At 69.6% G+C, this 8,992-nt stretch carries 9 protein-coding genes; 2 read left to right on the top strand and 7 right to left on the bottom strand.

All coding sequences use genetic code 11. The features are described 5' to 3' along the window. The 3 genes from MFF42_RS19735 to pedA1 all read right to left on the bottom strand — a co-directional run. A partial coding sequence (locus MFF42_RS19735) for a cupredoxin domain-containing protein (RefSeq protein WP_238257275.1) occupies positions 1–340 on the bottom strand: 340 nt, incomplete at its 3' end. Between the two features lie 78 nt (positions 341–418). Next, positions 419–1,405 (bottom strand): YVTN family beta-propeller repeat protein, encoded by a 987-nt coding sequence (locus MFF42_RS19730; protein ID WP_238257274.1) that lies wholly within the window; start codon positions 1,403–1,405, stop codon positions 419–421. Between the two features lie 167 nt (positions 1,406–1,572). Beyond that, a complete protein-coding gene (gene pedA1 / locus MFF42_RS19725) occupies positions 1,573–2,841 on the bottom strand; it encodes a lanthanide ABC transporter ABC transporter substrate-binding protein PedA1 (RefSeq protein ID WP_238257273.1) in 1,269 nt (422 codons plus the stop codon). A gap of 174 nt (positions 2,842–3,015) precedes the next feature. On the opposite strand from pedA1, the gene MFF42_RS19720 reads away from it, so the two are divergent. Both MFF42_RS19720 and MFF42_RS19715 read left to right on the top strand, forming a co-directional pair. Further along, positions 3,016–3,537, top strand: coding sequence for a DUF3280 domain-containing protein (locus MFF42_RS19720; protein WP_238257272.1), 522 nt, complete (start codon positions 3,016–3,018; stop codon positions 3,535–3,537). Between the two features lie 45 nt (positions 3,538–3,582). Continuing rightward, positions 3,583–4,293: a (5-formylfuran-3-yl)methyl phosphate synthase gene (locus MFF42_RS19715; RefSeq protein WP_238257271.1), complete on the top strand. Its 711-nt coding sequence runs from the start codon at positions 3,583–3,585 to the stop codon at positions 4,291–4,293. A 170-nt stretch (positions 4,294–4,463) separates the two neighbouring features. Here the strand turns inward: MFF42_RS19715 and MFF42_RS19710 are convergent, their stop codons facing one another. From MFF42_RS19710 to MFF42_RS19695, 4 genes are all read right to left on the bottom strand, one after another. Continuing rightward, the gene (locus MFF42_RS19710; protein ID WP_238257270.1) at positions 4,464–5,786 is read right to left on the bottom strand and encodes a SufB/SufD family protein; all 1,323 of its coding nucleotides are present in this window, start codon (positions 5,784–5,786) and stop codon (positions 4,464–4,466) included. Then, positions 5,786–6,538 carry a Fe-S cluster assembly ATPase SufC gene (gene sufC / locus MFF42_RS19705; RefSeq protein ID WP_238257269.1) on the bottom strand — a complete coding sequence of 251 codons (753 nt, stop codon included), beginning with the start codon at positions 6,536–6,538 and terminating at the stop codon, positions 5,786–5,788. Before sufC ends, MFF42_RS19710 begins: the two co-directional genes overlap by 1 nt. A gap of 221 nt (positions 6,539–6,759) precedes the next feature. Beyond that, positions 6,760–8,229: a Fe-S cluster assembly protein SufB gene (gene sufB / locus MFF42_RS19700; protein WP_238257268.1), complete on the bottom strand. Its 1,470-nt coding sequence runs from the start codon at positions 8,227–8,229 to the stop codon at positions 6,760–6,762. Between the two features lie 104 nt (positions 8,230–8,333). Next, on the bottom strand, positions 8,334–8,992 hold a 659-nt coding region (locus MFF42_RS19695; protein WP_238257267.1), incomplete at its 5' end, for a cysteine desulfurase family protein.

Below are 8,992 nucleotides of genomic sequence, written 5' to 3'. Positions count from 1 at the left end.
CGATCTCGCCGGGATCGTCGAATTCGAGGTGATCGGGCGGGCCGCCGCCGTGGATCTCCTTGTGCTCGATCACGATCTGGTTGAACCAGATGTAGCGGAAGAACTCGGGCGCGTAGAACTTGTATTCCTGCCGCCCCTTGGCGACGATGCGCAGCCGGTAGGCCTTGCCGGCCTCCAGCTCGATGTCCTTATTCTCGACCACGAAGTCGTTGCCCTCCTCGTTGCCGAGCACGAGGTCGGGCAGGTTCTGCCGCTTCTTGGTGAGGTCGAGGGCGCCGGCCGGAAGTACGGCGAGCATCAGGGCCGCGGCGGCGAGGCCGAGGCGCGTGGTCCAGGTCATGTCGCTTCCTCCGGTCTCTCGTGTCCGCATCGTCCCGGAAACCGGCAGGCGCCGCTCGGGACGATGCTTGGCCGGCGACTATTTCTTCGAGATCGCCACGCCCCAGGGCAGCAGCCCGACGGGGATGCTCTTGACCACCTTCAGCCCGTCCACGTCGATCACCGAGACGTCGTTGGAGGTGCCGTTGGTGGTGTAGAGCTGCTTCTCGTCGGGGGTGAAGGCGAGCTGCCAGACGCGCTGGCCCACGGGCAGGTACTTCTGCACCTCGTAGGTCTTGGCATCGACCACCGCGACGCGGTTGGCGGGCCCGAGCGCGACGAAGGCCCGGGTCCCGTCCTTGGTGAGGCGCACGCCCACCGGCTGGATCTGCTCGTCGGTGACGCTCGGGATCTTGAAGGTGATCTTCTTGATCACCTTGCGGGTGGCGACGTCGATCACCGAGACGGTGCCGCCGACCTCTGCCGAGACCCAGAGGAACTTGCCGTCCTGGGAGAACTCGGCGAAGCGGGGGCGGGCATCGACCAGCACGTTGTCGATCACCTCGAAGGTCTTGGTATCGATGAAGTGGGCCATGTTGGTGGTCTCGGAGGTGTTCACGAGAACCTTGCCGTCCGGCGACAGGCCCATTCCCTCCGGCTCGACGCCGACCGGCACCTCGGCCAGCACCTTGTTCTTCTCGATGTCGATGATGGTGACCTGGCTGTCGTCCTCGTTGGCGACGTAGAGCGGGTTGCCGGTCTGATCGAGGATGAACTGCTCCGGGTCGGGCCCCGAGCGCAGCGAGCGGACCACCTTGCCGGTGGCGGTGTCGAGCACGTCGATGCGGTCGTCGTCGCTGGCGCAGACGAACAGCTCCCTGTCGTCCTTCGAGAGGGTCACGCCGCGCGGGCGCCGCCCGACCTTCCAGGTCGCGGTCACGGCCATGGTCGCGGTGTCGATCACCGAGACGGTGTTGGCCTTCTCGTTGGTGACGTAGGCGGTGAAAGCCTGCGCCGTTTCGATCATGCCGAACCACGTGCCCGCGAGCACCGCGCAACCCAGCCCCGCCCTCAAGCGAGCGACCATCGGCGTCCTCCCTGTCGTCTCCGGCGCGTCTTCGCGCGCCCGCATCGAAACCTGTTGCAGCGACATGGTCCTCGCACGCCGCCGCTCAAACAAAAAACCGGCGATGGACGGCCGATGGCCGGGTGGTCGATTGCCGCATCGTCCCCCGCCCGGCCCTAGGCCCGGCCCTACCGGAGCTTGCACGTCGTCTCCGGCTCGTCGGCGCCCAGCGTGTCGAGCGGCGTCCGCTGGTGGATGAAGCCCTGCTCGGGCGCCACCGAGACCATCGCCTTGGGCTGCACCACGATGATCGGCTGGCGCAGCTGGTGGTCCCAGGGCCGGTAGGTCAGCGACACGCCCTTGTAGGCGGGCAGCGAGAAATCGGGTTTCACGAGATGGGCCGCGAGCGTGGCCGGATCGGTGCTGCGGGTCTGCGTCGCCGCCTCGCCGACGGTGCGCACGGCCGCCCAGACCTGATAGTCGAGCGGCCGCATCAGGCGGCCGGCGAGCCGGCGGAAGCGGTTCTGCGCCTGGGCCGCGCCCCAGGTCTCCAGGGTCGGGTGCCAGGTGGTGGCGATCAGCCCCTGGGTGCCGCCGATGGGACGCGGATCGATGGTGCGGTACGGGACGTAATCGCCCCAATCCCCCTCCTCGTCGGCGACGATCGCCATGTCGTAGTCGAGCCCGCGGGTGAACACCATCGCCTCGGCCCGGGTCGGCGTGTCGCCGCGGGCCTTCGCCAGGGGGCCGAAGGTCCAGGGTTTCTCCGCGGTGATCTTGAGGCCGAACTTGCGGGCGGAGTTCCGCAACGCGTCGGCATAGGCCTTGTCGCGCTCGGTCGGGCCGATGATCAGGAAGATCTTTCGCCAGCGCATCAGCGTCAGGTACTGCGCCAGCGCATCCGTCTGCATGGCGCGGCTCGGCAGGACGTGGAACAGGTTGGCGCGGCAATCGGCCCCGCGCAGGCGGTCGTCGGGCGCGCCGGCATTGAGGACGACCGCCCCCGTCTCCTTCAGCGCGTCGGCCACCGCCAGCACCTCGGCGGCGGGCAGGGTCAGCACGAAGAATCTGACGCCCTTGGCCGAGAGATCCTTGGCCGCCTGAACCGGATCGCGCTCGCCGTCGAGGGCGACCTCGTCGAGGGCGAAGGTCTGCTTGGTGAAGCGGCCGGTGGTGTTGTTGTCCTTCACCGCCATGCGCGCGCCGGCGATGCCGAGATCCTCGGGGTCGGCCTCCGCGTCGTAGGAGGATGGCGCCGGCACCGGGCGGTAGAGCACGGCGATCTGCGTCTCGGAGCCCGGGGCCGGCGCGGTCGCCTGCGCGGTGGGGGAGCCCGGCGGCGGCTCGCCGGTGGCCGCCTTCGGTTCCTGGGCGCGGGCGCCATGGGGAGCGGCGAGGCAAGCGGCCAGGCCGGTCGCGAGACCGGCGGCGAGGAGGAGCGGGGCGGACGAACGCATCGGCCGGCACGCTAGCAACATCTTGCCACCGGCCTCAACGACGGAAGCATAAGATTTTCATAAGATTACCGGTCCGCGGATCCTGCCGGGCACCCTCCGCCATTGCCAAATCCTCCGGGACACCAAGTTAACCTCAGCCCGCGCGGCACCGCGCCCGATCCAGGCCCCGATCCCATGCGACTTCGCGCCCTCCCGCCCGCCCTCGCCCTCCTGTCCGCCCTGGGCGGCGCGGCCTCGGCGGAGGAGGCGGCGCGCAAGGCGGCGATCTTCCCGGCGGAGGTGAACGACCCGACCTTGGCCTATGGCCGCAAGCCGCTGCCGGCCGACCAGAAGCGCCTCGACCTCGTCACCGACGTGCTGCGCAAGCAGCTCGCGGAGAAGGGCGGGATCGAGAGCGTCGATCTCGGCCCTCAGGCGGAAGAAATCCGCAAGGAGAGCCCGCTCTACAAGTGCAACGGCTGCACGGGCCCGATCGCCAAGGCGCTCGGGGCGGAGCTGTCCGTCACCACCTTCGCCGACAAGGGCGCCAACCAGCTGTTCAGCCTCGTCGTCACCATCGCCGATGCCGAGTCCGGCAAGGTCGTGCGCCAGGGCCAGGTCGTGATAAGAGCCAACACCGACGACGACTGGTCCCACGCCGCGCGCTGGATCGTGAAGAACCGCCTGCTGGCCGAGCCGCTGCCCGGCCGTTCCTGAGACGGGGCTTGTGCGGGCGCGCAAGGCTGAGCAAGAACGTTCCCCGTGTCCGACATCCAACCGACTTCCTCCGTGCGCCCCCGCCTGCTCGTCAGCGTGCGCGGCCCCGACGAGGCGCTGACCGCGCTCCGGGCCGGGGCCGACCTGATCGACGCCAAGGATCCCGAGCGCGGGGCGCTCGGCGCGCTGCACCCGGAGACCGTGCGCGCCGTCGTCGCCCGCGTCGGCGGGCGGGCAGTCACCAGCGCGGTGGCCGGCGACGGCACGGGGACCGGGATCGCGGAGGCCGTCGCGGCCCTCGCCGCGACCGGCGTGGATTTCATCAAGATCGCGGTCGGACCCGCGGACGACGACGCCCTGGCCGAGGCCGCGGCGCGGGCGCCGGGCCGGGTCATCGGCGTGCTGTTCGCCGAGGACGGCGTGGCGGACGACGTCCCCGCGCGGCTTTCCGCGGCGGGCTTTGCCGGGGCGATGATCGACACGCGCGGCAAGACGGGAACCGCGCTCCCCATGCTCCTGGCCGCGCCGCAGCTCGCCGCCTTCGTCGCCGGATGCCGGGGCCACGGCCTGATGAGCGGGCTCGCCGGCTCCCTCGGCCTCGCCGACATTCCGGCGCTCGCGGGCCTCGGGCCCGACTATCTCGGTTTCCGCGGCGGCCTGTGCCGGGCCGGCGACCGGCGGCAGGCGCTCGACGGTACGCGGGTGGCGCGGGCGGTCGCGGCGATGCGGGACGGCCCGCGGGCCGACGCGGCGTGACCGACATGACAAGCGCAACGCCAACCCCTCTCCCCTCCGCGGGAGAGGGTGGCCCCCGAAGGGGGTCGGGTGAGGGGAGCGCCGCTTCCGGAAAGACCTGAGCCGGCCCCTCTCCCGCCCGCTCCGCGGGCACCCTCCCCCGCGGAGGGGGGAGGGTATGGCGGTGCGCCCTACCCTCTTGCCGCCAGCCACCCCTCGATCCCGGCGATCAGCGCGTCGCGCGCGCCCTCGTGCGTGACCGTCTCCACCGCCTCGCCGACGAAGGCCTGGACCAGCAGGCTCTCGGCGAGGCTGCGCGGCAGGCCGCGGGCCATGAGGTAGAACAGCAGGTCCTCGTCCGGCGCGCCGCAGGTGGCGCCGTGGCCGCAGGCGACGTCGTCGGCGAAGATCTCCAGCTCCGGCTTGTTCATCATCTGACCGTCGTCGGTCAGGAGCAGGCAGTCGGACTTCATCTTGCCGTCGGTCTGCTGCGCGACCTGGCGGACGATGATCTTGCCCTGGAACACGCCGGTGGCATCGCCGTCGATCACCGTCTTGAACATCTCGCGGCCGATGCCGCCCGTCGCCGCGTGGTCGGCGAGCAGGGTCGAATCCGCGAGCTGGCCGTGGCCAAGCAGAGCCGCGCCGTTGACCACGGCGTTGGCGTCCTCGCCCGCGACGTGCAGGTAGATCTGGTGGCGCGAGAGCTTGGCACCGGTGACGAGGTTGACGGTCTCGAGCTGCGCCCGGGCGTCGAGCCGCACCGAGAGCGTCGAGAGGGCGATGGCCCCGTCTCCCTCCCGGTTGAGCCGGGTGTGGCGGAAGGCGGCGTCCGCGCCGATGCGCACGTCGAGCGCGTCGTTGGGCTGGTAGGTCAGCCCGGCCGGCCCCTCGTGGCTCTCCAGCAGGAAGAACTCGGACGCCGCGCCGAGCTCGACCAGCACGCGGGTCGCGGTCGAGAAGGCGGCCTCGCCGGTGCCGACGAAGCGCAGGTGGACCGGCGTCGCCGGCTTGGCGCCGGGGGCGACCGAGATCAGCGCGCCGTCCGCCAGGAAGGCGGTGTTGAGCTGGTAGATCGGGTTCTCGCGCACCTGCTCGACGGGGGCGAGCAGCTTCAGGCGGGCATCGCCCGCCGCCAGCGCCGCGTTGAGCGGGGCGACCGTCACGCCTTCGGGCAGACGGTCGAGGTCGGAGAGCGCGGCGACGAGGTGGCCGTTGACGAAGGTGAGGCGCACGGCCTCGACCTCGGCGAAGCCCTTCGCGGTCGCGGCGGCGGTCCGGGCGGCCTCCTCGGACGGCGCCTCGGCGGGCGGGGCGGCTTCCGTGATGGCGGCGCGCAGATCCGTGTACTTGAACGCCTCGACCCGGCGGCTCGGCAGGCCGGTCGCCTCGAAGAAGCGGAACGCCTCCTCGCGGCTGATGGCCTGGTCGCTGGCGAAGGCCTTGCGCGAGGACTCGAACAGCTTCGAGAGCCCGGCCTCGGCGGGGGAGCGGAGATTGGTGACGTCGGCCATCACGCAGCCTCGCTCGCGCGGTACTCGGCGTAGCCGCTCGCCTCGAGCTCGAGCGCCAGCTCCTTGCCGCCCGACTTCACGATCTGGCCCCGCGACATGACGTGCACGGTGTCGGGCACGATGTGGTTGAGGAGCCGCTGGTAGTGGGTGATGACGAGGAAGGACCGCCCCTGCGCCCGCAGCGCGTTCACGCCCTCGGAGACGATGCGCAGCGCATCGATGTCAAGGCCGGAATCGGTCTCGTCGAGCACGCAGAACTTCGGCTGCAGCAGCGCCATCTGGAGGATCTCCATGCGCTTCTTCTCGCCGCCGGAGAAGCCGACGTTCAGCGCCCGCTTGAGCATCTCCTTGTTGATCTCGAGCTTGTCGGCGGCCGCGTTCACCGCGCGGATGAAGTCGGGCGTCGAGAGCTCGTCCTCGCCCCGCGCCTTGCGCTGCGCGTTGAGGCAGGCCTTGAGGAAGGTCATCGTGCCGACGCCCGGGATCTCCAGCGGGTACTGGAAGGCCAGGAAGATGCCGGCGGCGGCGCGCTCGTCCGGGGCCATCTCCAGCACGTTCTGCCCGTCGAGCAGGATCTCGCCGTCGAGAACCTCGTAGTCCTCCTTGCCGGCGATGACGTAGGAGAGCGTCGACTTGCCCGAGCCGTTCGGGCCCATGATCGCGGCGACCTCACCGTCGTTCACGGTGAGGTTCAGGCCGTTGAGGATGCGGTTGTCCTCGATCTGTACGACGAGGTTTTTGATCTCAAGCATCGTTTGATAGTCCTAAATCGATTCCGATGACCGTCCCTCCCCCCTCTGCGGGGGAGGGTGGCCCCTGCGTCAGCAGGGGTCGGGAGAGGGGAGCGCCCTTTCCGGAAAGGACGCGACGGGCGCCACTTCCGGCACCGTCGCGCTGCCCCTCTCCCGCCTGCTCCACAGGCACCCTCCCCCGCGGAGGGGGGAGGGAAAAGGGCGTGCTTTTTACTGAACCGTCAGCCCACCGAGCCTTCGAGGCTGATCGAGATCAGCTTCTGGGCCTCCACGGCGAACTCCATCGGAAGCTGCTGCAGCACGTCGCGGACGAAGCCGTTGACGATGAGGGCGGTCGCCTCCTCCTCGGAGAGGCCGCGCTGCTGGCAGTAGAACTTCTGGTCCTCGGAGATCTTCGAGGTCGTGGCCTCGTGCTCGAACACCGCGCTCGCGTTCTTCGACTCGATGTAGGGCACGGTGTGCGCCCCGCACTGGTCGCCGATCAGGAGCGAGTCGCAGTTGGTGAAGTTGCGGGCGCCCTTCGCCTTCCTGTGGGCCGAGACGAGACCCCGGTAGGTGTTCTGCGAGCGGCCCGCGGAGATGCCCTTCGAGATGATCCGGCTCGTCGTGTTCTTGCCGAGATGGATCATCTTGGTGCCGGAATCGACCTGCTGCATGCCGTTCGACACCGCGATCGAGTAGAATTCGCCGCGCGAGTCGTCGCCCCGGAGGATGCAGGACGGGTACTTCCAGGTGATCGCCGAGCCGGTCTCGACCTGCGTCCACGAGATCTTCGAGCGGGCGCCGCGGCAATCGCCGCGCTTGGTCACGAAGTTGTAGATGCCGCCCTTGCCCTCGTTGTCGCCGGGGTACCAGTTCTGGACGGTCGAGTACTTGATCTCGGCATCCTCCAGCGCCACCAGCTCGACCACCGCGGCGTGGAGCTGGTTGTCGTCGCGCTTCGGGGCGGTGCAGCCCTCGAGATACGAGACGTAGCTTCCCTTGTCGGCGATGATCAGCGTGCGCTCGAACTGGCCGGTATCGCGCTCGTTGATGCGGAAGTAGGTCGACAGCTCCATCGGGCAGCGCACGCCCGGCGGGATGTAGACGAACGAGCCGTCGGAGAAGACCGCCGAGTTGAGCGTGGCGAAGAAGTTGTCGGTCACCGGCACGACCGAGCCGAGGTACTGCTTCACGAGGTCGGGGTACTCGCGGATGGCCTCCGAGATCGGCATGAAGATCACGCCGGCCTTCTCCAGCTCCTTGCGGAAGGTGGTGGCCACCGAGACCGAGTCGAACACGGCATCGACCGCGACGCGGCGCTCGGGGGCGATGCCCTCCAGCATCTCGACCTCGCGCAGGGGGATGCCGAGCTTCTCGTAGGTCTTCAGGATCTCGGGATCGATCTCGTCGAGCGATTCCGGGCCTTTCCGCTTCGGCGCGGCGTAGTAGTAGATGTTGTTGTAATCGACCCGGTCATAGGACACGCGCGCCCATTCCGGCTCCTTCATCGTGAGCCAGCGCTTGTAGGCGTCGAGGCGCCATTCGAGCATCCATTCCGGCTCGTTCTTCTTGGCCGAGATGAAGCGGATCACGTCCTCGGAGAGGCCCTTCTCGGACTTCTCCATCTCGATCACGGTCTCGAAACCGTACTTGTACTGGTCGATGTCGATCGAACGGACCCGATCGATGGTCTCCTGCACTGCAGGCATTCAACGTCTCCTGACCTACTCCGGTGTCAAGGACCGGGGGTTTCCAACGACACGGCGGGTGGTCCGCCGAAAAAATGGCTTGGGCGGGCGGCGCTGAGCGTTTCTCAGGCTGCCTGCCCTCGCCGCTGATATAGGGACGAAACGACCCGTTCGAACCCCGCCACGAAGCGTGACAGGTCATCCGCGCGCGAATTCCAGCCGAAGCTGACGCGCAGCGCCCCTGCGGCGAGCGCAGGGCTCACGCCCATCGCCGCGAGCACGGGGGAGCGGGCCACCTTGCCCGAGGCGCAGGCCGAACCCGACGAGACCGACAGGCCGGCGAGATCGAGGGCGATCAGCGCCGTGGCGGCCTCCAAGCCCGGCACGGCGAAGAGGAGGGTGTTGGGCAGGCGCGGCGCGCCCGCGCCGAACACGACCATGTCCGGGGCGAGCGCCCGAAGCTGCGCTTCGAGCCCGTCGCGCAGCCCGGCGAGCCGCACGCCCTCTCCGGCGAGGGCGTCGCGGGCGATCCGGGCCGCCTCGCCCATGCCGACGATGCCCGACACGTTCTCGGTGCCGCCGCGCAGGCGCGCCTCCTGGCCGCCGCCGCGCAGGAAGGGCGCCTCCAGGCTCACGCCCTCGGCCAGCACCATCGCGCCGACGCCCTTCGGCGCGGCGAACTTGTGGCCCGACAGGGTCAGGGCATCGAGGCCGAGGGCGGACACGTCGAGCGGGATCTTTCCGACGGCCTGCACCGCGTCGCTGTGGACGAGGGCCTGCCCGT

It is taken from the genome of Methylorubrum podarium, assembly GCF_022179745.1.
GTDB lineage: Bacteria > Pseudomonadota > Alphaproteobacteria > Rhizobiales > Beijerinckiaceae > Methylobacterium > Methylobacterium podarium.
The sequence above is the reverse complement of the archived record's forward strand: the minus strand, read 5'-3'. Positions and strand labels throughout refer to the sequence as shown.